Origin of the sequence: Promicromonospora sp. CA-289599 (assembly GCF_050936155.1) — a bacterium.
Taxonomy (GTDB): domain Bacteria; phylum Actinomycetota; class Actinomycetes; order Actinomycetales; family Cellulomonadaceae; genus Promicromonospora.
Window position 1 is genome coordinate 877,660 of record NZ_JBNJNI010000001.1, and the last position, 23,289, is coordinate 900,948.

The following is a 23,289-nucleotide window of genomic DNA, read 5'->3' on the forward strand; positions in this document are numbered from 1 at the left end:
GAGCACGGCACGGACTATGGCCAGGTTCAGAGTTTTCGAGCAAAGGGAGACCGACATGCGCGCACGCTTCCTCGGCAAGGACCCGGAGTCGGACAACGACGGGTCGCCTACCCTGTTCGCGACCGACCGAACGGACCGCAAGACCTATATCGCCCAGGGCTGGCGAGTGGCCGACGAGCAGACCCTTGCCGACGTCGGCGAGATCCCCGACCACGAGACGATCATCGAGATCCCCGAGGACGTCATCAAGATGTGGGTCCTGCGCTACCAGGAGGAGCAGGGGGACCAGTCCTGAGCGAGCTGCTTCCGATCGGGCCCGAGTGGCGTGATCTGTTCGCCACGTTCGAGCACACGGCATATCGGCTGGAGCTTCGGGACCGCTACAACTCCCCCGACAACCAGAAGCCGGTTCGCGACTACACCACGACGGGCACGGCAGAACTCGGTTGGCTCGATCCTTGGCTCGACAAGGTCCGCGCCGCCTCAGCCGCTGGTCGCTCGTACCGGAGGGTTCGTGTTGTGTCGGCTCCGCTGACCGAGTACGCCCGGTACAGCCTGTGGGTCTCACAATTCAACGTCGAAGCCGGGGAAGACATCCGATACCTGCCCCGAAGCGACATCCCCGATAACCTGGTCGACTTCGACTACTGGCTGTTCGACTCCCGGACCGCCGCTCGGATGCACTTCGACCCCGAAGATGTCCTGCTTGGCTTCGACCTCGTCACCGATCCGCAGACGATCGTCGAGCTCAACTACTGGCGCGACGCCGCTTGGCACCACGCCGTCACGAGAGACGAATTTGCCACGCAACACCTCGATCAACGCTGACATCCGCGACGCCCGCAACGAGCTGGGCGCCCGACTGCGGGAACTGCGGCGAGCTGCTGGTCTCAACGGCCAGCAGCTCGCTGACGCTCTGTCCTGGCAAGGGTCAAAGGTCTCCAAGATCGAGCACGGCAACCAGACCCCGACCGATGACGACGTGCGGGCATGGTGTCGCACAGCCGGCGCCGAGCAGGAGGTCGAGTCCCTGCTCGCAGACCTGCACACGCTGGAGACACGGCACGCAGAGTGGCAACGGCAGGTGCGCGGTGGCCTCGCTCGGGTCCAGGAGTCGGTCGCCCAGCGTGAGTCGGCGACCCGGATCCTGCGCACCTTCCAGTCCACGTTCGTCCCTGGGCTGCTCCAGACACCTGGATACGCTCGGGCTCGCCTCGAGCAGAGCGCGAATGTCTGGGGCAGACGGGCCGACGTCAACGAGGCAGTCGCGGCCCGAATGGCCCGGCAGGCGGTCCTGTACGAACCAGGGCGAGGATTCCACTTCGTCATTGCCGAGTCGGTCCTGCTGTTCGCGCTCTGCCCGCCGGAGGCGATGCTGGCGCAGATCGATCGCCTCATGTCGCTGGCGATGCTCTCGAACGTGCGCCTCGGAGTCATCCCGTTCGATACGAGCTATGTCGTCGCGCCGACGCACGGGTTCTCGCTGCTGGACGATCGTCTCGTCACGGTCGAGACGTTCACAGCGGAACTCAACCTGGCACAGCCACAGGAGATCACGATGTATCGGAAGGTGTTCGACTCCATGGCCCTCGCGGCGGACTACGACCGCAAGGCGCGTACTCATCTCCACCGAGCCGCCGAACAGATCGAGCAACGGAACAACGCGCGCGAGCAACCTTGAGCAAAGACCTCGCCCCGGCCCGTCGGCGTCAATAATCTCCAACGCATGACCTCGACAGCGCCCCAGCCGATCGCCCAGACGATGGACGGCTTCGGCCCCCTCCTCATCGCGTGCGACATCGATGGGACCTTGCTTCGCACGGGGCGCCCGATCAGCGCCGAGGTGCACGACGCCGCCGTAGCAGTCACTGCCGCAGGCCACCACCTCGTCCTGGCGACCGGCCGGTCCCTGACCGGCGCCCTACCCGTTGCCGAACAGCTCGGCCTGGCGGACGCCTGGATCGTGAGCTCCAACGGAGCCGTGACCGCACGGGTCACGAACGGCACGGTCGAGATCGTCGAACGGCACGACCTCGACGCCGAGCCCGCCGTCCGCGTCGCCGTCGCAGCAGCGCCCGGTGTCCGGATCTCCGCCGAGATCGTCGGTGTCGGATACCGCATCAACATCCCGTTCCCCGACGGGGAGCTGAACGGCACCCAGTACGACGTGCTGGACCTCGAAGGACTCTGGGCCACCCCGACGCCCCGCCTGGCCCTGCACCAACCGGGGATCTACCGCATGGCACCCGCGCTACGTGCGCTCGGCCTCACCGCGATATCGACCCGGTCCGACTGGATCGACGTCACCGCCCGAGGCATCTCCAAGGCCACCGCGCTGGAGAAGGTGCGTACCGGGCTCGGCATCCAAGCCCACGCCACGATCGCGATCGGGGACGGCGAGAATGATCTCGAGATGCTGGCGTGGGCCACGGCGGGGTTCGCCATGGCCCACGCACCCGTGCCGGTGCTGGCCGCCGCCGACCACGTCACCGGCACCATCGACGACGACGGCGCCGCCACCGCACTCCGCTCACTGCTCACCTGACACCGCAGACGCGGCCCGAGGTGCCGACGGTCAGCAACCCGCCGCGAGCGCCCGCATGAGCCGCCCCGGATCCTCGGCGGCAGGTAAGTCGCTCACCTGTCCGTCACCGACCTCGATCACGCGCCACACCCCGTCGGACCGTAGTGCGAGGTCCGTGGTCACGAACGGGGCGCCCAGCGTACGTACGCTCGCGCCGACGGCATCGCACACCGCCGTCGGAACATCGACAGTGGTGCCGGCGGGCGCGTCAGGGTGCGGCGTGATCAGTACCGCCGATCCCGCGACCCACCAGATCCGCGCCTCCAGGCTGCGCCCGTCGCCGTCTTGCGTGAACTGCTCGAAGGCGCGCACGACGATCCCGCCGGCCAGGTCGTCCCCCTGCAGCTCGACCATCCTCCCGATCACGCGGGTGGCGGCCGTGACGTCGGCAAGGTCAGGGACGAAGCACGCCTCGTGCCATTCGTACTTGCGGGACTTCACGTAGTCCTTCACGACGCCCGGACCACCGCCCAGTGTTCTGGTCAGCGCTCCGACGTCCGCGATGGCCGGCATCCGGCCCGCCTCCCACGGCGACCAGACACTCGCGGGAGTCAGGTCCGCGAACGTGTTGTACCAGCCGGGCAGCTCGTGCGCAGACCGGTACGCCGCGGAGTCGGTAAGCAGTCGCACTCCGCGGGTGCCCAACCCGGCGTCGAGCAGTGAATATGCGGCGAACGGCATCATCCACCCTCGGTAGCAGGCGGCCTGTTCGCCGTCGGACGCCGGAATGCGACGTACTGCCGCCCGGACGTCGCCGCCGAGGAGCGCGTCGTGGTCCACCACCGCGACCTTCATGCCCGCCTGCCGCGCGGCGTCAGCCTCACGCATGAAGTGCTCATCCGGCACCCGCGGGGCGAGGGGGTCGGACGGGACCAGGAGCAGAGGCGAGGCCATGCGTGGACGGTACCGGCCTCCGCGCCCCTCGCACCGAACCAATATCCCCATGCAAATCGATTAGTTTCGCCCGGGGTCTTGACCTGGGCGGTGCGAGCGCTATCTTAAATCAGACATTGTATCGATTCAGGTCGATCCGATCTCCACTGGTCAGCAACGAGGCGACCAACTTTTCTGCAGGGCTCAAGGCCGGGGGCGACGCCGCTCCGATCCGGCGAGCGAGCCATCCCAACCGAAGGAGCATGCCGTGCCCTCTTCTTCCTACCGGCGAAGGAACCCTCTGCGATGGATCGCTGCCGCTCTCGGTGCGGTCCTCGTCCTGACGGTCCTTCCCGGACTAGCACCCACGGCCACCGCAGCCGTCATCCCAGGCAACTGGTACGCGATCTCCAACCAGCACTCCGGGCTCGCGGTCGGCATCACGGGCAGCTCGACGACGAACGGGGCCCTGGCACAGCTGCAGACCCGCACCGACGCGACCAACCAGCAGTTCCGCTTCATCGACGTCGGGAGCGGCTACTACCGCATCGAGACCCGGCACAGCGGTCAGGTGCTCGACGTCAGCGCGAAGAGCACCGCCAACGGCGCCGACGTCGTCCAGTGGCCGAACAACGGCGGCACCAACCAGCAGTGGCAGGTCAACGAGCAGTCCGACGGCTCCTACGAGATCGTCAACCGCAACTCCGGCAAGGCCCTCGACAACTGGGAAGGGGCCACCACTTCCGGCAGCCGCGTCTCGCAGTACACCCGTAGTGGCTCGGCCGTGCAGCGCTGGCGGCTGATCCCGATCGGCACCAGCCAGGCTGGTGACGGTTCGGTCACCGACTCGAACCTGCAGTACTACGGCCGCTGGGCGACCGACGGTTCATGGCGCACCATGGGCTGGGCCGGTGGCTACGTCGAGGCCGCCTTCACCGGCTCCTCGATCGGCGTCACCCTGCGGAACTCCATCGACATGTACTACTCGGTCGACGGCGCACCCGAGCAGTGGCGGCGGAACGTCTCTGGAAACGTCACGATCGCATCGGGTCTCGGCGGCGGCACGCACACCGTCCGCATCGGATTCCGCGAGCGGGCCGGGTCGTACAGAGGTGACCCGGCGTTCGGCGGCTTCCGCCTCGCCTCGGGTGGTGCGACGACGTCGATCGCGCGCCCGGCGAACTTCATCGAGTTCATCGGCGACTCGATCACCGTGGGCCAGCCCAACGGGAACCGGCCCTTCACCGCCTATCCGTACCTGGTGGGCGAGGACCTCAACGCGGGCCACACCCAGGTTGCCCAGGGCGGCGCCTGCCTGGTCAGCACCTCGGACGGCTGCTACGGAATGATGAACTGGTTCCGCCGCTCGTCGGCCTGGGTGAACAACGACGACTGGAACTTCTCGACCTACCAGGCCACCGCCGTAGTGATCAACCTGGGCACCAACGACATCGGGCACGGCGTCTCCACCGTCGACTTCAACCGGAACTACGTAGTGATGCTGGAACATGTCCGCCAGGCCTACCCGAACGCCCACATCTTCGCGATGGGCGTCTTCAGGAACCGGTACGTGACCGAGACGCGGAACGCGGTCCAGACGCGCGTCAACGCCGGGGACACCAGGGTCCACTTCGTCGACACGACCGGTTGGGTCGACCCGGCAACCGACACCAGCGACAACGTCCACCCGACCGATGCCGGCCACCGGAAGATCGCCAACCGGCTGATCCCGATCATCGACCAGTACATCTGACACGAGCGCGATTCCTCTGGTGGGCCTCGGCGACGGCGCCGAGGCCCACCACCCACCCACCTGGAGCACAGATGCGCAATCCCGAATCCTCCGGCCCGCTCGGTGCAGGACTCACCCGTCGGTCGCTGTTCGGTCTCGCGGCCGGAGCCGCCGCGGCTGCCGGCGGCCTCCTCACCGCCGCCCCTGCGTACGCGGCGTTCGTCCCCGGCACCTGGTACATCCTGCAGTCCCGCCACTCCGGCCTGGTCTTCCAGATCGAAGGCGGGTCGACGGCAACGGGCGCGAAACTGGTGCAGGGCACCCGCACCGACGCGACCCACCAGCAGTTCCGATTCGTCGACGCCGGTGGCGGCTACTACAAGATCCAGGCCCGCCACTCGAACATGCTGCTCGACGTCTCCGCCAGGAGCACCGCGAACGGTGCCGAAATCATCCAGTGGAGCGACACCGGCGGCACCAACCAGCAGTGGCAGATCCTCGACGACGGCACCTACCTGCGCTTCGTCAACCGTAACTCCGGCAAGGCCCTCGACGTGTGGGAGCGGTCCACCACCCCCGGCGCCCGCATCTCGCAGTACGACTCCAACGGCGGCGCCAACCAGCAGTGGCGAGCCCTCGCGGTGGGTGCGCCGCCGGCGGACGGGACGCCGACGATCTACATCGCCTCGGACTCGACCGCCCAGACCTACAACTCCGGGTACTACCCGCAGATGGGCTGGGGCCAGAAGCTCGCGAACTACTTCGACGCGAACACGACCGTGGCCAACCACGCCATCGGCGGGCGCTCGTCGCGCTCGTTCATCGAGCAGGGGCGCCTGAACACGATCCTCAACGCCATCCAGCCGGGCGACTACCTGTTCGTCCAGTTCGGGCACAACGACGCCAGCTCCGGCAACCCCGAGCGGTACACGTCGCCCACCGACTACAAGCGGTACCTGCGCGACAACTACATGGCCGGTGCGACCGCGCGCGGTGCCACACCCGTGCTGCTCACCCCGGTCTCACGGCGCGACTACGACTCGAACGGTCAGTTCCGGGTCTCGTTCCCCGACTACGTCAACAAGGTGTACGAGCTGGTCAACGAGACCGGCGTCGCGATGATCGACCTGTCGGCGCGCTCGCGGGCGTACCTCAACTCGATCGGTCCTGAGGCCGCCAAGGGCGTGTTCCTCCACACGAGCCGCGGCCAGTATCCGGCCTTCCCCAACGGGGTCGCCGACAACACGCACTTCCAGGAGCACGGCGCCGACCAGATGGCGCGCATCGTCTCCGAGGGTGCGGCAGCACTCCCCCTGCCGATCGCGGGCCACGTGCGATAGATATAGATAGAGCCGGGACGAGGCCCTGGATCCCCTTCCGCACCGGGGATCCAGGGCCTCGTCGTCTCCTGTCGGCAAGACTGGACCCATGCCGACGACGAGCGCGGGCCTCCTGCCCTACCGACGGCTGCCCGGCGGCGGGCTCGAGGTCCTGCTCGGCCATATGGGCGGACCGTTCTGGGCGCGCAAGGACGCGGGCGCCTGGACCCTGCTCAAGGGCGAGCTCGACCCCGACGAGGAACCCCACGCCGCGGCGCTGCGCGAGGCGAGCGAGGAGCTCGGGATGGCTCTGCCGCCGCCGTCAGCCCCCGATATCGAGCTCGGGGAGGTCCGGCAGCGCTCGGGCAAGAAGGTCCTCGCCTGGGCGCGCGCATGGCCCGAGGACGGGCCCGATCTCGCGCAGATCGCCGGCAACACCGTGGAGATCGAGTGGCCTCCGCGGTCGGGGCGGCGCATCGAGGTGCCCGAGATCGACCGCGTCGCCTGGCTCCCGCCCGACGACGCGCGACGTCTCGCGGTCAGCGCACAGGCCGCGTTCGTCGACCGGCTGGAGGAGGCGCTCGCCCCCCCCTGTGGATATCTGACGCTCCCCCTGGGGCGAGTGTCGGTGGTCCGAGGCAGCATCGGTACAGACAACCGATCTCCGAACGGTCGAGGTCGTCGGCCATCCAGGACCCGTTCGGCGCCGAACTCGTCCTGGCCCCGTTCGACCCGCCGGAGGGGTTCCTAGAGGCGGAGGAGCGGGCCGGGAAGGGCTGACCGGGCTCCCTCGATTATTGCTTCCTGTGCTTGAATGTAGCCTGGCTAGTTAAATCGACGAGGAGGGCACGTGCCGCCAGAGAGAGTCGTCCTGCTGGACGAGGACCGCGTGCCGGTCGGGACACAGCTCAAGCACCTCGTGCACACCGCGGAAACCCCGCTCCACCTGGCGTTCTCGTGCCACGTACTGAACGCTGAGGGCCAGGTGCTGGTCACCCGGCGGTCCCTCGGCAAGCGCGCCTGGCCAGGGGTGTGGACCAACTCCGTCTGCGGGCATCCGCAGCCGGACGAGCAGATGGAGGACGCCGTCGTCCGTCGCGCCCGGGACGAGCTCGGGCTGGCCGTTCGTGAGATCCGGTCCGCGCTGCCCGACTTCCGCTACCGAGCCACCGATGCCTCGGGAGTCGTGGAGAACGAGGTGTGTCCCGTCTACGTCGCGTTCGCCGACGAGGAGCCGGTGCCCAACCCGGACGAGGTGATGGACCTGCGCTGGGTGGACCCAGCCCGGCTGGGCAGCGCCCTGCGGGCGACGCCCTGGGCGTTCTCCCCGTGGTTCGTGGGCCAGGCACAAGACATGGAGCTCTACGCGCCGTCGGACACCGGGACGGCCCCCACCGAAGGAGCGCCGCGATGACCGAGACCCTCCCCCGTGAGGCGGTCGACACCGTCCTGGCCGAGTTCTTCGAGGACCGGATCAGGCGCGCCACCCCGCTCGCGGAGCACTACGCGCTGCTGTGGCGGCGGCTGGCGCGCTCCAGCGAGGGCGGCAAGCGTCTGCGGCCCCGCCTGCTGCTCGACACGCACCGGGCGCTGGGCGGCACGAACATCGAGGACGCGACGGTCGCCGCCGCCGCGTTCGAGCTGCTGCACACGGCCCTGCTGCTGCACGACGACGTCATCGACGGCGACCTCAGGCGGCGCGGCCGTCCCACCGTCACCGCCGAGTTCGCCGACGACGCGCTGACCAGCGGACTGCCGGAGCGGTCCGCGGCAGCCTGGGGGCAGGCGTCGGGAATCCTCGGCGGCGACCTGCTGCTCAGCGCCGCGCACTCCCTCGTCGCGCGGGTCCACGGGTCCGCACGCGAGGAGCTGACCGACATCGTCGAGGACTGCCTGTTCCACGCCGCCGCGGGCGAGCACGACGACGTCGCGTTCGGCCTGGGCACCGCCTCCGACTCCCCCGAGCAGCTGCTGCGGATGATGGAGAACAAGACCGGCGGCTACTCGTTCGCCGCACCGCTACGGGCCGGCGCCGCACTGGCGGGGGCGGACGACCGCACCAAGGCCGAGCTCGAACGGGTCGGGACGGCGCTCGGCGTGCTCTACCAGCTTCAGGACGACATGCTCGGCGTCTTCGGGGACGCCCACCGCACGGGCAAGAGCACCACCAGCGACCTGCGCGAACGCAAGCGGACCCTGCTCGTCGCGTTCGCCGAGGAGCACCCCGCCTGGAACGCGGTGCGGTACCTGTGGGGCGACCCGAACCTGGACGAGGCCGGCGCGGACCTGCTCCGCGACGCGCTGATCACCAGCGGCGCCCGCACGGGGATGTCGGAGCTCATCGAGACCAGGCGGGAAGAGGTCGCCGCCGCCATCGGCCGGACGGCGCTGCCCACCGGCCTCCAGCAGGACCTCACCGGCCTCGCCGACCAGCTCGCGGGGCGTGCGGCATGAACCCGTCCTCGTCCCTCGCGCTCTACACCGACACCGCCCACACCGCGGCGGCCCGCGTGCTCGGGGCCTACTCGACGTCGTTCAGCCTGGCCACCCGGCTGCTGCCGCCCGCCACCCGCGCGATGATCGAGGACATCTACGCGCTGGTGCGGGTGGCCGACGAGGTGGTGGACGGCCCGGCGCACGAGGCGGGCCTCGCACCCGCCGAGTGCCGCAGCACCCTCGACGGCCTCGAGACCGAGACGTACGCGGCGCTGCGGAGCGGGTTCAGCGCGAACATTGTGGTCCACGCCTTCGCCGACACGGCACGGACCGTCGGCATCGACGACTCGCTCGTGCGCCCCTTCTTCGCCTCCATGCGCCGCGACCTGGACCCGATGGCCGCGCTCAGCGTCGGCGAGTTCCACGCCTACGTGCACGGCTCCGCCGAGGTCGTCGGACTCATGTGCCTGCGCGCCTTCCTGCACGGCCACCCCGTCCTGCCCGCGACGCGCGCCGAGCTCGAGGAGGGCGCCCGCCGGCTCGGCGCGGCGTTCCAGAAGATCAACTTCCTGCGCGACCTCGGCGACGACGAGGACCGCCTGGGCCGCTCCTACTTTCCGGGCACGGGCCCGGACCACCTGGACGACGAGCACAAGGCAGTGATCATCAAGGACATCGACGCCGACCTGGCCGCCGCCCGCGCCGTCGTCCCGCTGCTTCCCGCGGGCCCGCGTCGGGCGACGGCGCTCGCCGCGGGCCTCTTCGCCGAGCTCAACGACCGGCTGCGGCACATCCCCGCCGCCGAGCTGCGCGGGCACCGGGTGTCCGTGCCGACGGCCGTCAAGCTGCGCATCGCCGCTACGGTCCTCGCCACCACGCATGGAGGACGGGCATGACCGGCGACCTTCGGGACCGGCGGGTCGTCGTCGTGGGCGGCGGTATCTCGGGCCTGGCGACCGCGGCCCTGCTCGCCCAGGACGGGGCGGAGGTCACGCTCCTGGAGGCCCGGTCGGAGCTCGGCGGCCGGGCCGGACGGTGGGAGCGCGACGGGTTCCGGTTCGACACCGGACCCTCCTGGTACCTGATGCCGGAGGTCTTCGACCACTTCTTCCGCATGCTCGGCACCAGCGCCCGCGAGGAGCTGGACCTGGTGCGGCTCGACCCGTCCTACCGGGTCTTCGTCGAGGGCGACCCCGAACCGTTCGACCTGCCCGCCGAGGGCGCCCGCGAGGCGCTGCTGGCGCTCGACCCGCCGTCCGCCCGGAAGCTGGACGCCTACCTCGACTCGGCGGGCGAGACCTACCGGATCGCCACCGAACGGTTCCTGTACGCGACGTACGCGTCGCTCGGGCCGCTGCTCGACCGGGACCTCGTGCGCCAGGCGCCACGCCTGGCGCGCCTGCTCGGGGAACCGCTGGACCACTTCATCGCGCGCCACACGACGGACGACCGGGTACGCCGCATCCTCGGTTATCCGGCGGTCTTCCTCGGCACGTCACCGAGCGCCGCGCCCAGCATGTACCACCTCATGAGCCACCTCGACGTGACCCAGGGCGTGCTGTACCCGCGCGGTGGCTTCGGCGCGGTGATCGACGCCGTCGCCCGTGTCGCCCAGCGCGCGGGCGCCAAGCTGCTCACCGGGCAGCGCGTGCAGCGGATCACGGTGGCGGACGGCGCGGTCAGCGGCGTCGAGGTCGACGACGGCACCGGCCGCACCCACCAGCTGGAGGCGGACGTCGTGGTGTCGACCGCCGACCTGCGCGTCACCGAGCACGAGCTGCTCGGCCCAGCGCACCGCAGCCACAGCGACCGCTGGTGGCAGCGGCGCGACCCCGGCCCGGGCGCCGTGCTGGCGCTCCTCGGGGTACGCGGCGAGCTCCCGGCGCTGGCCCACCACTCGCTGCTGTTCGCGCAGGACTGGCAGCGGGGGTTCGACGCGATCTTCGGCGACCACCGGTCCGTCCCGTCGCCGGCGTCGCTCTACGTCTGCCGCCCGAGCGCCACCGACGACGTCGCACCGCCCGGGCACGAGAACCTGTTCGTCCTGGTCCCGGTACCCGCCGACACCACGATGGGTGCGGGCGGCGTCGACGGCGCCGGGGACCCGGGCGTGGAGCAGGTGGCCGACCAGGCCATCGCCCAGATCGCGCAGTGGACCGGCACGCCCGACCTCGCCGAGCGCGTGGTGGTCCGGCGCACCATCGGCCCGGCCGACTTCGAGCGCGACCTCGGCGCCTGGCGCGGTGGCGCCCTCGGCCCCGGCCACACGCTGCGGCAGAGCGCGATGCTCCGCGGCAAGAACGTGTCCTCCCGCGTCGACAACCTTTTGTACGCCGGCGCGACGACCATCCCCGGGATCGGCCTGCCCATGTGCCTCATCAGCGCGGAGCTGGTGCTCAAACGGCTCCGCGGCGACACCAGCGCCGGCCCCCTGCGGGAGGACCGATGAGCTTCGCCTACCTCGCCGTGCTGCTGTTCTCGGCAGCCGGGGTGCTGCTTCTCGACGCCCGCCACCGGCTCTTCTGCTGGCGGTCGCCCCGGCGCGCGGCCGCCGTCCTCGCGGTCGGCACTGCGTTCTTCCTCGCGTGGGACCTCGCGGGCATCGGGCTCGGCGTGTTCTTCCACGGCACCGGCCAGTACATGACGGGGCTGATGCTGGCCCCCGAGCTACCGTTGGAGGAGCTCGTGTTCCTGCTGTTCCTGTGCGAACTCACGATGGTGCTCGTCCTGGGCGCGCAGCGCGTCCTGGAGCGCGCGGAGGCCCGGCCATGACCTACCTCCTGCTCGCGCTCGCCTTCCTCGCGCTCGCCACGATCGTCGCCCTCGTCGCGCGGCGGACGGCGCGGCGGTCCGGCAGGCCCACGGCCCGATGGCGCGCCCTCGCACTCGCCGCCGGCGCCCTCCTGCTCCTGACCGCCGTGTTCGACAACGTCATGATCGCGAGCGGGCTGTTCGCCTACGCGGACGCGCAGATCTCCGGGGCCCGGATCGGCCTGGCGCCCGTCGAGGACTTCTCCTACCCGCTGGCCGCCGTCATCCTGCTGCCGGCGCTGTGGTCCCTGTTCGGGGACAGGGTCGGGGACAAGGTCGGGAACAAGGTCGGAGGCCGCGATGATCGCTGACCTCGCACGCGCCTCACGGCCGCTGAGCTGGATCAACACCGCCTACCCGTTCGCGGCTGCCTACCTCCTGACCACGGGCGACGTCGACGCCTCGTTCGTCATCGGGACGCTGTTCTTCCTCGTGCCGTACAACCTCGCGCTCTACGGCATCAACGACGTGTTCGACTACGCGTCCGACCTGACCAACCCCCGCAAGGGCGGCGTGGAGGGCGCCCTGCTCCCGCCGGCACGGCACCGCGCCATCCTCGTCGCGTCCGTGGTCACCTGCGTCCCGTTCGTCGTGGCGCTCGTGCTGCTCGGCCCGCCGCTGTCCTGGGTGGCGCTCGCGGTGAGCCTGTTCGCGCTCGTCGCCTACTCCGCGCCGCCCTTCCGCTTCAAGGAGGTGCCGGTGCTCGACTCGCTGACCTCCAGCGTCCACTTCGTCAGCCCGGCGGTCTACGGGCTCACGCTGGCCCAGGCCTCCCCGACACCCGGGACGTACGCGGTGCTCGGCGCCTTCCTCCTGTGGGGCATGGCGAGCCACGCCTTCGGCGCGGTCCAGGACATCGTCCCCGACCGCGAGGGGCGCATCTCCTCGGTCGCCACCGCGCTCGGTGCCGCCCGCACGGTGCGCCTCGCCCTCGCCGCCTGGACCGCCGCCGGCCTCCTCATCGCGACGACGGGCTGGCCCGGCGCACTCGCCGGCCTTCTCGCGCTCCCCTACCTCGCCCTGGCGCTGCCCTACGCGCGGCTGCGTGACGAGGACTCCGCCCGGGCGAACGGCGGATGGCGGCACTTCCTCTGGGTCAACTACGCGGTGGGCACCGCAGTGACCATGATCCTCATCCTGTACGTCCTACGGAACGGAGGGCTGCCATGACGCTGGTCAAGCCGCTGACCTGGTCGAGCGTGGTCGCCTACCCGCGCGCCGAGGTCTTCGCCTGGCACGAGCGCCCCGGCGCGGTCCTGCGGCTCACGCCGCCGTGGGCACCGCTGCGGGTCGTCCGGGAGGCCACGTCCCTGGCCGACGGCGAAGCGGTGCTGGGCCTCCCCCTCGGGCTGCGCTGGGTGGCCCGGCACTCGGACTACGAGCCGCCGGAGCGGTTCGTCGACGAGCTGGTCTCCGCGCCGCTGCGCTGGGGCGTGCGGTGGCGGCACGTGCACGAGCTGCGCGACGAGGGCCTGCGCACCCGCATCACCGACACCGTGCACACCAACGTGCCGTCCGGAGCGCTGCGCGCCATGTTCGCCTACCGGCACCGGCAGCTCCGCATGGACCTGGCGGCCCAGGCCACCGCACGAAACAGCGGCGACCAGCCGATGGTCATCGCGATGACCGGCAGCAGCGGATTCGTCGGCAGCGCTCTGGCGCCGTTCCTGACCACCGCCGGCCACCGCGTGATCCGGCTGGTCCGCGGCCGACCGCACGGCCCCGACGAACGCCGCTGGGACCCGGCGGCCCCGGCCGACGACCTGCTCGCCGGCGTGGACGCGGTCATCCACCTCGCGGGCGCCTCGATCGCCGGCCGGTTCACGCCCGCGCACCGCGACGCGGTCCGCGACTCCCGGATCGGGCCCACCAGGGCGCTCGCCGAGCTGGCCGGACGCACCCCCGACGGACCGAAGGTGTTCGTCTCGGCCTCCGCGATCGGGTACTACGGCCCGGACCGCGGGGACGAGATGCTCGACGAGTCCGCCGCGCGAGGCGACGGCTTCCTCGCCGACCTGGTCGCCGACTGGGAGCAGGCGACCGTCGTCGCCGCCGACGCGGGGCTGCGGGTGGTCAACGTCCGCACCGGCCTGGTGCAGTCGCCGCGCGGCGGGACGCTGCGCCTGTTCTACCCGCTGTTCGCGGCCGGGCTGGGCGGCAGGCTCGGCGACGGCCAGATGTGGCAGTCGTGGATCGGCATCGACGACCTGGTGGACATCTACCACCGCGCGCTCTACGACGACGGGCTGTCGGGCCCGGTCAACGCCGTCGCACCCGAGCCGGTGCGGAACGCCGCCTACGCGAAGACCCTGGCCAGGGTGCTGCACCGGCCGGCGCTGCTGCCCGTGCCCGGCTTCGGTCCGCGGCTGCTGCTCGGTGCGGAGGGTGCGACCGAGCTCGCCGAGGCCAGCCAGCGGCTGTACCCGGCGGCCCTGCTCGGGCGCGGCCACCGGTTCCGGCACCCAACCCTCGAACCCGCCCTTCGTCACCTGCTCGGCAGGGACGGCCGCGGCTCGGGCTGATCAGGCCCCGGGTACCCAGTCCTGGTCGTCGCGCACCCACACCGCGCCGTCCGCACCTGGCCGGGCGTCGTCGGAGAGCCAGTAGGTCTCGTCGGGGTTCCATCCGGCGATGACGCTCGCGATGTCGTCCGCGACCGGGACGACGGTCCCGGCCGCGGTGAGGTACGCGGCGGCGGTGAGGTGGACGGCGTCATGGTCGACGGCGACCGCGGCCCAGTCGGGCAGCAGCCAGCGTCCGTAGCGCCCGGTGGTGCTGTACCAGTCGTGCCGCTTCTGCTCGGTCACCTCCAGCGGGTACGCGCGGCACAGCGCGGCCCACGCGTCGGAGCCGTCGATCTCGTAGACGCGAGCGTCGGCCGGCGCAGCTACCCGGTGCGTGACCGCGCGCTCCCAGCCCATGTCGTCCTCGACCAGCCAGACGCCGACGGGCCCGGACTCGCCGAGGCTCCTGGTGGTCCGGACGAGGTCCGACGGCGGGGACGACCACCACTCGCCGCTCCAGGACGCCTCCGGGTCGGCGAGCCGGTCCGCCCGGGCGCGCGCCTCCTGGACCGCGAGGTCGGCGCGCCACCGGGCCAGCCGGTCCGCCGCGAGCGGCCCCTGCTCCCCCTGGCCGCCCTCCCAGGTGACGGCGTGCTGGTCGGCGAGGTCGAGGGGCGCGCTCCACCAGTCGATGCCCGTCACCGAGCCGGCGACGTGCCGGGCGACGCGGCCCAGGGCGGCACGCACGACGGGCGTGCCGGCGAGGACGTCGCTGCCGTCGGGCTCCTGCCAGTAGCGGGCGTTGGCCACGGTGTCGGCGAACACACGCAACGTCGCACCCTGGTCGACGTCGGCGAGGCGGACCGTCTCCAGCAGGGACGCCACGGATTCGGCGGTCGCGGCCGGCGGCATCTCATGCGGGCCGGGACCGGAGGACGACACGAGCAGCTGGCCAGGGTCGGGGTCAAGGGCGTGGGCCGCCGACCACACCGCCAGCGCGAGCGGCGTATCGGTCGCGAAGCGGTCCGCGGGAAAGGCCTCGGCGGCCAGCGCGAGCTCCAGCAGGAACCGGCGCCCGCGCCATCCGTTCAGCAGCGCCTCTGGCGTGATCACCGGACACCGGCCGTTCTCCGGGACAGCTCCGGCACGCCGTCGCCGCTCAGGTCGTCGAGCACCGCGGGCCGGCCCGCCATCGCCAGGACGAGGGAGAGCAGCGGCCCGCCTACCTCGGGGCCGGAACCCGACCGGAAGTCGGCGTCTGTCGCGATGAGGCGCAGGCCCTTGACCAGCGACCGGCTGTTGACCGCGAAGTCCTTGGCGGCGAAGAACCGGGCGACCGCGAGGAGCCCGTCGGCGTCCGGCTCGTGCCGGAGCCCCAGCGGGCGGCGGATGTCCTCGGCGTGGACGACCAGCTCGCCCAGTCCCGCCGGGCTCTCCTTGCTGGGCAGGCCGATGGGGCCGGTCTCCGCGAAGCGTTCGAGCGTGGCCACCGGCGTCGCGCCGCGGAACTCCTCGAGGCGCCGCTGGTTGTGCACGTCGGTGTCGAACCGCGCGCCGACGATGCTGCGGATCCAGCCCCAGGTCGAGAGCATCGACGCGGCTCCGAGGTGCGCGACGACGTCCTCCACGTCCCACGTGCCGCACAGGGTCGGCGAGCGCCACTGCTCGGACGTCAACGTGCGCAGGTCGTCGAGGAGTGCCGAACGCTCACGGTCCTGGATCTCTGACAGGCTGGTCACGGTGCGACCTTACCGAGGTCGTGACCAGTTGCCGGGTCTGTCGCGCGATCGTCGGCCAGGTGACCGGCGGCAGGTCGTGGCCGATGCCGTCGAGGACCACCAGCTTCGCGCCGCGGATCTCGCGGGCGACGGCGCGGGCCGCCGACATCCGGATGAGCGGGTCGTCGGCGCCCTGCAGCACGAGGGTGGGTGCCTGGATCTGGCGCAGCCGTGCGCCCTGCCATCTCGCGTGCAGCTGGCGGCCGATCCCGGCCATGTCCCTGGGCCCGGTCTCCAGCCCGCGCACTATCCGTTCCAGGGCGGCGGTCTCGTCGCACGGGTTCGCGGGAGATGCCATCCGCTTGGCGATGGCCAGCGACGCTGCGACGTCGCCCGCGTGGCCCGCGGGGTGGCGTTTCGTCACGTTGCGTGCGACCAGCCCGAACCGCAGGTAGCGCAGGGCGCGGTACCCGACCGCGTCGCTCGGCGGGGCGTCGCACGAGACCAGCGCGCGCACCCGGTCCGGGTGGCGCAGCGCCACCCGTTGCGCGACGACGCCGCCCAGCGAGTGCCCGAACACCACCGCACGGTCCCAGCCGACGGCGTCGAGCACCGCGACGGCGTCGTCCGCCAGGTCCTCGGCCGTGTACGCGCCCGCCCCGGGGCGCAGCATGCGCCAGTGCCCGTGCCGCACGGTGTGGCTGAACCTGGTGGACGCGCCGGTGTCGCGCTGGTCGTAGCGGACGACGTCGAACCCCTGGTCCGCGAGGGCCTGGCAGAAGCCGTCCGGCCACCAGAAGCGGGAGATCGCGAGGCCCATCATGAGCAGGAGCGGGACGCCTCCGCGCTCCCCGAAGCGGTCGTAGGCGAGTTCGACGTCGCCGCTGCGCACGTACGTGGTCGGCGACCAGGTGTCTGTGTCGGTCACCCGAAACATTCTCGTCCGGGACCGTCCTGCTCGCCCGAGTTCGTGGCGCCGGCGGTGTGGTCAGTGCGTCAGCTTGAGCCCGATGACGCAGCCGATCAGGCCGAGGATCAGCAGGACGCGGACGACGGAGACGGGTTCGGCGCCGGTGGCCATGGCCCAGACGACGGTGGTCGCGGCCCCGATGCCCACCCAGACCGCGTAGGCGGTCCCGACGGGCAGGTCGCGCAGGGCGAACGCGAGGCCGCCCATGCTGGCGACGAGGGCCACCCCGAAGACGATGCTCGGCCCGACGTTGTGGAACCCGTCGGAACGGCTGAGGGCGGTGGCCCAGACGGCCTCGAGAAGGCCGGAGACGACAAGGACGATCCACGACATGATGTGCTCCTTGAGTTGCCGTCTTTTCGCACACCGGGTACGGCAACCCTCGTCCGGGGACCCGCTGGGTCCTGCTCCGATCTTCGCACAGGCTCGGTCCCCACGGCAGGTCGTCGCGCGGTGGTGTGGGCCACCCGCTGGTTGACTGTGCGCATGACGCGGATGCGGCGGGTGAGCCGGGTGCTGGACGGCCCGAACTGGGTGCGGTTCGGCACGGCCTTGCTGGTCGCCGCACTGGTGGGCCGGCTGCTCTCCCAGAACTCCGTGGCAGCCGCGCTGCTGGGCGGATGGGCGGGCGCCGGGCTGGTGTTCGTGACCTGGACCGCGCTGGTGATCGTCCCGATGGACCCGGAGGCGACCAGCAAGCACGCGGTGCGCGAGGAACCCGCGCGCACCGTCGCGCACCTGATAGTGCTGCTCGCGGCGGTGGCCAGCCTGGGCGGCGTCGCGGTGACGCTCGTGGGCGGTGTGCTGGGCAGCGGCGACGTCACGATGGCCACGGTGCTCGCCTCGGTGGTGGTCTCCTGGGCCTGCGTGCATACGGTGTTCGCGCTCCGCTACGCCCGTGCCTACTACACCGCCCCGGCCGGCGGGATCGACTTCCACCAGTCGGAGCCGCCCCGGTACACCGACTTCACCTACCTGGCGATCACCGTGGGCATGAGCTTCGCCGTCTCGGACACGGACCTCGCCTCCTCGGCGATGCGCCGGGTCGCCCAGGTCCACGCCCTGCTGGCCTACCTGTTCGGCACGGTGGTCGTCGCGCTGCTCATCAACCTGGTCGCGGGCCTGGCCGGCACCTGAGCCCGGAGGCGCCGCACCACCGCCGCTGCCGCCTCGCGGCCCGCGCGGTTGGCCCCGACCGTCGACTGCGACGGGCCGAAGCCGATGAGGTGCAGCCGCGGCTCGGTGGCCACCTGGGTGCCGGTCAGCGCGATGCCGCCCAGCTCGTTCCGCAGGCGCAGCGGGTCGAGGTGCGTCAGGTCGGCCTTGAACCCGGTGGCCCACAGGATGGTGTCCACCGGGGTGAAGGTGTTGTCCGCCTCGCGCACGCCCATGGGCTCGATGGCCTTGAACATCGGCCGGCGCTCCAGGACGCCGCGGGCCTTCGCCGCGAGCGCGTACGACGTCCAGCCCAGCCCCGTGTACGAGACGACGCTCCCCGTCGGCCGGCCCGCGGCGACGTCGGCCATGACCTTGGCGATGGTCTCGCGGCCCACCGTCTCGGGCTGGAACTCGCGGTCCAGGAAGACAGGCTCCCGGCGGGTGTACCAGCGGGTGGTGGCCACGCGGGAGATCTCCTCCAGGAGCTGGAGCGCGGAGATGCCGCCGCCGACCACCGCGACGCGCTGCCCGGCGAAGTCCTCGGCGCGGACGTAGTCGCGGGTGTGGAGCTGACGGCCCACGAACGTCTCCTGCCCCGGGTAGTGCGGCAGCACGGGGTTGGTCCACGTCCCTGTCGCGTTGACGACCGCCCGCGTGGTCCAGGAGCCCCGGTCGCTCGTCACGACGAGGTCGCCGTCCGGGTCGTCGTCGGCCAGGCGCACCGCCACCACGTGGACCGGCCGCAGGATCGGCAGCGCGAACTCCTGCTCGTAGCCGGCGAAGTACCGCGGGACGGCGGCGCGGCTCGCCTCCGTCGTGTCGACGGCGGGCTGGGTCAGGCCCGGCAGGTCGAAGATGCCGTTGACCGTGGCCATCCGCAGGGACTCCCAGCGGTGCTGCCAGGCGCCGCCCGGCGCGGGGCTGGCGTCCAGGACCACGTAGGTGCGTTCGGCGTCCGGCTGCTCGACGGCGCTCACGAAACCCCGGTGCCGCAGGTGGTACGCCGCCGAGAGACCGGCCTGCCCGCCGCCGATCACCACCACGGTCGCCCGGCGCAGTTCGTCGCTCACGCCCGGGACAACACCCATGACGGCCCAGATGTTTCCAGGGGTGATCGAATCGATTTTTCCGGTGGCCGCCGGCCTGCGTACGCTCGTGCCCATGTCGTTCCCCACGGGCTCCGGACCGCAACCCGCCGACCGGCGCGCCCGCGCCGCCGTCGCCGCGCTGTTCCTGACCAACGGCGCCCTGTTCGCGAACCTGGTCCCGCGCTACCCCGAGATCAAGGCCGCGCTCGGCCTGGACAACACCGTCTACGGTCTCGCCGTCGCGGCGTTCCCGGCCGGCGCGATTCTCGCCGGTCTCGGTGCGGGCTTCCTGGTCCGGAAGCTCGGCTCCGCGCAGGCGGCCGTGGCGGGGACCATCCTCACGGGTCTGGGCGTGCTGGCCGCGGGTGTCGCGCCGTCGTTCGGGCTGCTGGTGGCCGCCCTGCTCCTCGGCGGCGCCATGGACGCCGTCACCGACGTCGCGCAGAACGCCCACGGCCTGCGGGTGCAGCGCCGCTACGGGCGCTCGATCATCAACGGCTTCCACGCGGTGTGGTCCGTCGGCGCCGTGCTCGGCGGTTCCATGGGCGCCGCCGCGATCGCGCTCGGCCTGCCGCTCGGCGTGCACCTCGGCATCTCCACCGCCGTCTTCGTCACCGTCGCGCTCGTGGCGCTGCGGTTCCGGCTCCCCGGGCGCGACGACGAGGACGATGTCGCCGTGGCCACCGAGAGCCCCGCCGCCCTGAGGCGCCCCGGACTGAGCACGCGCACGCTGTTCGTCATCACCGCCCTGGTCCTGATCGCCGTCGGCGGCGCCCTCGTGGAGGACGCCGGCAGTTCCTGGGCCACGCTCTACCTCTCGGGCTCGCTCGGCGCCCCCGCCGCCCTGGCCGCCACGGGCTTCGTCGCGCTGGTCGGCGCCCAGTTCGTCGGGCGCATGCTCGGCGACCGCCTGGTGGACCGGTTCGGCCAGCGGACGGTCGCCCGGGCCGGAGGCGTCGTCATCGCGCTCGGCATGGGGCTGGCGCTCGCGTTCCCGACCGTGCCCGGCACCATCCTCGGCTTCGCCGCGGTCGGGCTCGGCAGCGCGACGCTGGTGCCCGCCGCCATGCACGAGGCCGACGAGCTACCGGGCCTGCGCGCCGGCACCGGCCTGACCGTCGTGTCCTGGCTGATGCGGCTCGGCTTCCTCGCCTCCCCGCCGCTGGTCGGGATGGTCGCCGACGCCGTCGGCCTGCGCTACGGCCTGCTGGTCGTGCCGATCGCCGGGCTGCTGGTCGTGCTGCTGGCGGGCGTCCTGCAGAACCAGCGGGGCACACCGGCCCGCTGAGCCCGCCCCGCGCTCAGCGGTGCCCCCGGGTGATCGCGTAGACCCGCACGTCCTCGGCCGGCACCGCCGCCCGCAGCCGAGCCGTGGCGTGGTCCCGCTGACCGGTCCACAGCTCGGTGACCTCGTACCGGCCGCCACCCAGGCCGAGGTCGCGCAGGGCGACGTCGGTGGTGCGGGCCGAGGCGCCGTAGTTGAACGCCGCGACGTAGGTGGTCCCGCCGTCGCGCAGCACGAACGTGTCGGCGGCGGTGAACCGGTCGGGGCCCGCCTGCACCGGGGCGAAGGACCGGCCGAGCTCGGCGATCCGGTTGATCCGCGGGTTCTGGAGCAGGTCGCGCGCCCGCTGCTTGATGACGGGGTGGCCGGTGGCGGTGAGGTCCTCGCTGACCTGGTAGACGCCCGTGATGACGGCGGACGTGACGCGCGCCCGGTTCTGCCCCTCGGGCCAGATGCTGGGGTACGGGTCCTGGAGCAGGTAGGCGTTCGCGTCGCCGTCGTACTCGTAGTTGCCGAACTGGACGTGGTCGCCGTCGTTGAAGGCGTAGACCTCGTCGAGCCACCAGCCGTACGTCAGGGAGTTGAGCAGGTACTCCGTGCTCTTCTGGTAGCGGTCGGGCTGGGTCGGGTGCCAGTTGTTCAGCGCGCCGTGCACGTCGCAGGAGATCCGGCGGGCGTGCGCGAACTCCGAGACGAACAGCGGCGAGATCGCCAGGTCGATGAACATGTCGTCGCCCACGTGGTCCACGACCTGCGCCATGCCCTGGCGGAACGCCTGCTGGCCGGTGTGCACCGACTCGTCGGACCAGCTGTCGGCCTCGACGTAGCCGTGGGTGAGGAAGTCGAGCTTGACGTAGCGCACGCCCAGCTCGCGGAACTTGCTCAGGGCGATCCGCGCGCGGTTCTGCACGCCGGGGTTGGTCGGGTCGAGCGCCCAGGCCCCGTCGATGTTCACCGGTACGCCGTTCACCTTCAGCGCCATCTCGCGGTACGTCTGGTTCTCGCACGTGTCGCAGAGCTTGGTGCCGCCGATGCGCTCGTCGAGCCCCTCCTTCCAGAAGTTGGCGAACGGCTGGAAGTAGAGGGCCGGCTCCTGGCCGCGGGCCTTGACGTCCGCGACGTACTGCTCGAGCTCCGCCCAGGAGGTGTCCGGGTCCTCGAACGAGTACTCGGGCGCCAGCATCTTGTCCCAGTACGAGTCCACGCCGACGTACGGGCCGTTGGCGGACCGCGTGTTCCGGAAGGCGGGCGTCTCCTCGGCGAGGAACTCGGAGACCTCGTCCATGACCGCGGCGTCGCCGCCGCGGGCGCCGAGGCCGCCCCAGCTGTTGAACCCGAACGGCGTGCCGTCCGACCACGTGCGCGACTGCGCCACCTGGGCCGCCGCGCGGCCGAACGTCTCCATGCCCTCGCGCCAGTCGGCGTAGTAGCCCACGAACATGCGCGGCGAGCTCACCGTTTCGCCGCTGACGTCGCCGTGCGGCTTGAGCTCGCGGTTGAACTGGTACCTGTTCAGGCCGTCTCCGTAGTCGTAGCTCCAGTCGGTCAGACCCGCGGCCGCCTGCAGCCGGTCTAGCCCGCCGTCGGCGTTCCCGTCGGCCACGACACCGGACTTCCAGGTGTCCCGGTCCAGCGAGCCGACCACGAGGCCGCGGCGCGAGACGTCGTCGATGAACGAGGTGACCTCGAAGCTGCGCTGCGCGGGGGTGACGTCCTGGATCGCGGGCGTCTCGTAACGGACCCAGTGGTCGTTGTCGAACGGCACCAGCACCATCCGGTTGTCGCCGTCGTGCCCGAGGTCCACCGATCCGGGCCGGTCGGTCATGACCGGCACCATCATCGACGTGGTGACCGGGCCGTCCGTGCCGGTGACGTCCAGCCGCACCGAGAACGAGCGGTCGCCGTCGAACACGAAGACCTGCCGCAGCGTGGGCAGCCCCGCCTTGGCACAGGTGACCGTGCGCGCGGCGGTGAGCCGGCAGGCGCCGTCGTACTGCTTGGTGGTGACGAACTCGTCGCCCAGGCGGACGCCGCTGTAGAAGCCGGTCACGGCCCGGTGGCGGCCCCACCGCGCGTCGGCGGTGCCGCTGGAGAGGGAGTAGTCGACGGTGACGTCGCCGCCGCGCAGCGTGACGTGCCTGCGGCCGGGGGCGGCGGGGGTCGGGTCGACGGGGACCGGGTCGGCCGCCGCCGGGTCGGTGAGCGCGTAGTCCTTCGCGGTCGCGCCGGCGACCACCACGCGGTCCAGGTCGGGGCCGAGCGAGCCGGCCGGCGCGGTCAGGGTGAGCCGGTTCTCGCCCGCGTGCAGGGGCAGGGTCACCGAGACGGTGCCCACGCGGTCCCAGCCGCCCGTGGACGCGACGGGCACGGCGACGGTGTCGCCGCCGTCGGGCGTCACGGTCAGGGCGCGGCTGTCGTCGCCGCTGAGGTAGTGCAGCGTGACGTCGTACGAGCCGGCCTCGGGTGCGAGGACGCCCGGCACCGACACGGTGGACGACGGGTCGATGCTGCCGACCTTGCCCTCGCCCGAGCAGGACGAGCAGCCGGAGCGGCTCGCGCCGTCCAGAACCACCTGCGTGGCCTCGGCCTCGATGGTTGCGGACCGGGTGTCGGACGGTCCGGCGGCGGCCGGCGGGGCATCGGACGCGGACAGGGTCGCGGCCGTCACGGGCGCTACACCGACGGTGCCGACGACGGCGAGGGCCAGGCCCACGGCGAGCCACGAACGGGCGGCTCTGCGGGTCCGGACGGGTTCGGACTTGACTGACATGGAGGCTCCTCCGGCGACGTTGCTGGGTGCCGCACACTCAA

General features: G+C 71.7%; 23 protein-coding genes, 1 pseudogene and 1 riboswitch. Of the genes and pseudogenes, 17 read left to right on the top strand and 7 right to left on the bottom strand.

The window, feature by feature from the left end; genetic code table 11:
• The first annotated feature begins 55 nt into the window (after window positions 1–55).
• The 4 genes from ACQEVI_RS03830 to ACQEVI_RS03845 are packed head-to-tail and all read left to right on the top strand — an operon-like array spanning window position 56 to window position 2,545.
• Complete coding sequence (locus ACQEVI_RS03830) at window positions 56–295, top strand: hypothetical protein (RefSeq protein ID WP_432894864.1); 240 nt, start codon at window positions 56–58, stop codon at window positions 293–295.
• Complete coding sequence (locus tag ACQEVI_RS03835) at window positions 253–828, top strand: DUF6879 family protein (protein ID WP_432894866.1); 576 nt, start codon at window positions 253–255, stop codon at window positions 826–828. Before ACQEVI_RS03830 ends, ACQEVI_RS03835 begins: the two co-directional genes overlap by 43 nt.
• The gene (locus ACQEVI_RS03840) at window positions 800–1,681 is read left to right on the top strand and encodes a helix-turn-helix domain-containing protein (protein ID WP_432894868.1); all 882 of its coding nucleotides are present in this window, start codon (window positions 800–802) and stop codon (window positions 1,679–1,681) included. Before ACQEVI_RS03835 ends, ACQEVI_RS03840 begins: the two co-directional genes overlap by 29 nt.
• A 45-nt stretch (window positions 1,682–1,726) precedes the next feature.
• Window positions 1,727–2,545, top strand: coding sequence for an HAD family hydrolase (locus ACQEVI_RS03845; protein ID WP_432894870.1), 819 nt, complete (start codon window positions 1,727–1,729; stop codon window positions 2,543–2,545).
• Window positions 2,546–2,575: 30 nt separating this feature from the next.
• Here ACQEVI_RS03845 and ACQEVI_RS03850 read toward each other — a convergent pair whose 3' ends face one another.
• Window positions 2,576–3,478: an ATP-grasp domain-containing protein gene (locus ACQEVI_RS03850; RefSeq protein ID WP_432894872.1), complete on the bottom strand. Its 903-nt coding sequence runs from the start codon at window positions 3,476–3,478 to the stop codon at window positions 2,576–2,578.
• Window positions 3,479–3,725: 247 nt separating this feature from the next.
• Here ACQEVI_RS03850 and ACQEVI_RS03855 point away from each other — a divergent pair, with 247 nt between their 5' ends.
• The 11 genes and pseudogenes from ACQEVI_RS03855 (at window position 3,726) to ACQEVI_RS03905 (ending at window position 14,277) form a co-directional block, all read left to right on the top strand.
• Window positions 3,726–5,210: an RICIN domain-containing protein gene (locus tag ACQEVI_RS03855; protein WP_432894874.1), complete on the top strand. Its 1,485-nt coding sequence runs from the start codon at window positions 3,726–3,728 to the stop codon at window positions 5,208–5,210.
• Window positions 5,211–5,281: 71 nt separating this feature from the next.
• Entirely contained in the window at window positions 5,282–6,529 is a 1,248-nt protein-coding gene (locus tag ACQEVI_RS03860; protein ID WP_432894876.1) for an RICIN domain-containing protein, read from the top strand.
• A gap of 88 nt (window positions 6,530–6,617) precedes the next feature.
• Window positions 6,618–7,259: an NUDIX domain-containing protein gene (locus tag ACQEVI_RS03865; RefSeq protein ID WP_432894879.1), complete on the top strand. Its 642-nt coding sequence runs from the start codon at window positions 6,618–6,620 to the stop codon at window positions 7,257–7,259.
• A gap of 99 nt (window positions 7,260–7,358) precedes the next feature.
• The gene (gene idi / locus ACQEVI_RS03870; protein ID WP_432894881.1) at window positions 7,359–7,922 is read left to right on the top strand and encodes an isopentenyl-diphosphate Delta-isomerase; all 564 of its coding nucleotides are present in this window, start codon (window positions 7,359–7,361) and stop codon (window positions 7,920–7,922) included.
• Window positions 7,919–8,962, top strand: a complete 1,044-nt coding sequence (locus ACQEVI_RS03875) for a polyprenyl synthetase family protein (protein WP_432894883.1) — start codon at window positions 7,919–7,921, stop codon at window positions 8,960–8,962. Before idi ends, ACQEVI_RS03875 begins: the two co-directional genes overlap by 4 nt.
• Window positions 8,959–9,840, top strand: a complete 882-nt coding sequence (locus tag ACQEVI_RS03880; protein WP_432894885.1) for a phytoene/squalene synthase family protein — start codon at window positions 8,959–8,961, stop codon at window positions 9,838–9,840. Before ACQEVI_RS03875 ends, ACQEVI_RS03880 begins: the two co-directional genes overlap by 4 nt.
• A pseudogene (gene crtI / locus ACQEVI_RS03885) lies at window positions 9,795–11,393 on the top strand (phytoene desaturase family protein); the annotation flags it as partial. The gene ACQEVI_RS03880 and the pseudogene crtI, both read left to right, overlap by 46 nt.
• Window positions 11,390–11,716 carry a lycopene cyclase domain-containing protein gene (locus tag ACQEVI_RS03890; RefSeq protein WP_432894888.1) on the top strand — a complete coding sequence of 109 codons (327 nt, stop codon included), beginning with the start codon at window positions 11,390–11,392 and terminating at the stop codon, window positions 11,714–11,716. The pseudogene crtI and the gene ACQEVI_RS03890, both read left to right, overlap by 4 nt.
• Window positions 11,713–12,066 carry a lycopene cyclase domain-containing protein gene (locus ACQEVI_RS03895; RefSeq protein ID WP_432894890.1) on the top strand — a complete coding sequence of 118 codons (354 nt, stop codon included), beginning with the start codon at window positions 11,713–11,715 and terminating at the stop codon, window positions 12,064–12,066. The genes ACQEVI_RS03890 and ACQEVI_RS03895 overlap by 4 nt, the downstream gene beginning before the upstream one ends.
• Window positions 12,056–12,925, top strand: coding sequence for a prenyltransferase (locus tag ACQEVI_RS03900; protein ID WP_432894893.1), 870 nt, complete (start codon window positions 12,056–12,058; stop codon window positions 12,923–12,925). The genes ACQEVI_RS03895 and ACQEVI_RS03900 overlap by 11 nt, the downstream gene beginning before the upstream one ends.
• The gene (locus ACQEVI_RS03905) at window positions 12,922–14,277 is read left to right on the top strand and encodes a TIGR01777 family oxidoreductase (protein ID WP_432894895.1); all 1,356 of its coding nucleotides are present in this window, start codon (window positions 12,922–12,924) and stop codon (window positions 14,275–14,277) included. The genes ACQEVI_RS03900 and ACQEVI_RS03905 overlap by 4 nt, the downstream gene beginning before the upstream one ends.
• Here ACQEVI_RS03905 and ACQEVI_RS03910 read toward each other — a convergent pair whose 3' ends face one another.
• From ACQEVI_RS03910 to ACQEVI_RS03925, 4 genes are read right to left on the bottom strand one after another with little or no spacing between them, the layout of a single operon-like run.
• On the bottom strand, window positions 14,278–15,372 hold the full coding sequence (locus tag ACQEVI_RS03910; RefSeq protein WP_432894896.1) for a hypothetical protein: 1,095 nt from the start codon (window positions 15,370–15,372) through the stop codon (window positions 14,278–14,280).
• Window positions 15,369–15,998 carry a maleylpyruvate isomerase family mycothiol-dependent enzyme gene (locus ACQEVI_RS03915; RefSeq protein WP_432894898.1) on the bottom strand — a complete coding sequence of 210 codons (630 nt, stop codon included), beginning with the start codon at window positions 15,996–15,998 and terminating at the stop codon, window positions 15,369–15,371. Before ACQEVI_RS03915 ends, ACQEVI_RS03910 begins: the two co-directional genes overlap by 4 nt.
• Window positions 15,967–16,905 carry an alpha/beta fold hydrolase gene (locus tag ACQEVI_RS03920; protein ID WP_432894900.1) on the bottom strand — a complete coding sequence of 313 codons (939 nt, stop codon included), beginning with the start codon at window positions 16,903–16,905 and terminating at the stop codon, window positions 15,967–15,969. Before ACQEVI_RS03920 ends, ACQEVI_RS03915 begins: the two co-directional genes overlap by 32 nt.
• 60 nt (window positions 16,906–16,965) lie before the next feature.
• The gene (locus tag ACQEVI_RS03925; RefSeq protein WP_419706184.1) at window positions 16,966–17,280 is read right to left on the bottom strand and encodes a DMT family transporter; all 315 of its coding nucleotides are present in this window, start codon (window positions 17,278–17,280) and stop codon (window positions 16,966–16,968) included.
• A 12-nt stretch (window positions 17,281–17,292) separates the two neighbouring features.
• A riboswitch (guanidine-III (ykkC-III) riboswitch) is annotated at window positions 17,293–17,355 on the bottom strand.
• A 78-nt stretch (window positions 17,356–17,433) separates the two neighbouring features.
• On the opposite strand from ACQEVI_RS03925, the gene ACQEVI_RS03930 reads away from it, so the two are divergent.
• On the top strand, window positions 17,434–18,084 hold the full coding sequence (locus tag ACQEVI_RS03930) for a DUF1345 domain-containing protein (RefSeq protein ID WP_432894902.1): 651 nt from the start codon (window positions 17,434–17,436) through the stop codon (window positions 18,082–18,084).
• On the opposite strand, the gene ACQEVI_RS03935 is transcribed toward ACQEVI_RS03930, so the two are convergent.
• Window positions 18,018–19,193 (bottom strand): NAD(P)-binding domain-containing protein, encoded by a 1,176-nt coding sequence (locus tag ACQEVI_RS03935; RefSeq protein WP_432894904.1) that lies wholly within the window; start codon window positions 19,191–19,193, stop codon window positions 18,018–18,020. The genes ACQEVI_RS03930 and ACQEVI_RS03935 overlap by 67 nt on opposite strands.
• Before the next feature lie 73 nt (window positions 19,194–19,266).
• Here ACQEVI_RS03935 and ACQEVI_RS03940 point away from each other — a divergent pair, with 73 nt between their 5' ends.
• Window positions 19,267–20,481, top strand: a complete 1,215-nt coding sequence (locus ACQEVI_RS03940) for an MFS transporter (RefSeq protein WP_432894906.1) — start codon at window positions 19,267–19,269, stop codon at window positions 20,479–20,481.
• Window positions 20,482–20,494: 13 nt separating this feature from the next.
• Here ACQEVI_RS03940 and ACQEVI_RS03945 read toward each other — a convergent pair whose 3' ends face one another.
• A complete protein-coding gene (locus tag ACQEVI_RS03945; protein ID WP_432894908.1) occupies window positions 20,495–23,248 on the bottom strand; it encodes a hypothetical protein in 2,754 nt (917 codons plus the stop codon).
• Window positions 23,249–23,289 lie beyond the last annotated feature (41 nt).